Raw genomic sequence first — 629 nt, forward strand, 5'->3', positions numbered from 1 at the left:
TTCAGGTGCTTTAACACAACGCGGTTGGCTGGATGTACCTTCACATGAGTGGATTTACCAGTACATTTATCAAGATAAATCAAAAGGCGGTAAACTTCATCTACATTTAAGGCAACAGAAGAAATATCGAAAACGCGGTTACAAAAACACGGATCGTAGGGTTCAGAATTTGGATTTTGATCAGATCTGCTGTTTACATGCTTCTACAGTAGCTTTGAATGTTTCACTTAACCTTTAAACTTTTTCTAAAATTAAATATATTTACATATACGTTCTAAAATTTGATAGAATTTATTAAAACTTTAGATTCTAAGTGTAAATAATGAGAAGCGCTAATATTCGACGTGATGGCTACTTAAAATTTCTGAATACATGGCAAGACCGTGATGTCATTAAAGTACTTTCAGGTGTGCGTCGCTCTGGAAAATCCACCTTATTGGCGATGTTTCAACAAGACCTGAAAGCACAGGGTGTACAAGCCGAAAACATCATTGCCATCAACTTCGAATTTATGGAATTTGAAGAACTCACCGATTACCGTAAACTACATGATTATGTATTGTCCAAAGTTGATAAAAGTAAAAAAAACTATGTTTTTTTAGATGAAATACAACATGTTACCAATTTTG

At 34.0% G+C, this 629-nt stretch carries 1 protein-coding gene and 1 pseudogene; both read left to right on the forward strand.

The genetic code is table 11. From position 1 onward, the window contains the following. A pseudogene (locus tag ACG9ZB_RS16695) lies at positions 1-142 on the forward strand (IS30 family transposase); the annotation flags it as partial. A gap of 180 nt (positions 143-322) precedes the next feature. Then, the coding region (locus tag ACG9ZB_RS16700) for an AAA family ATPase (RefSeq protein ID WP_419326801.1) at positions 323-629 on the forward strand (307 nt) is incomplete at its 3' end.

The sequence above is a fragment of the Acinetobacter johnsonii genome (genome assembly GCF_048551975.1).
Taxonomy (GTDB): domain Bacteria; phylum Pseudomonadota; class Gammaproteobacteria; order Pseudomonadales; family Moraxellaceae; genus Acinetobacter; species Acinetobacter johnsonii_A.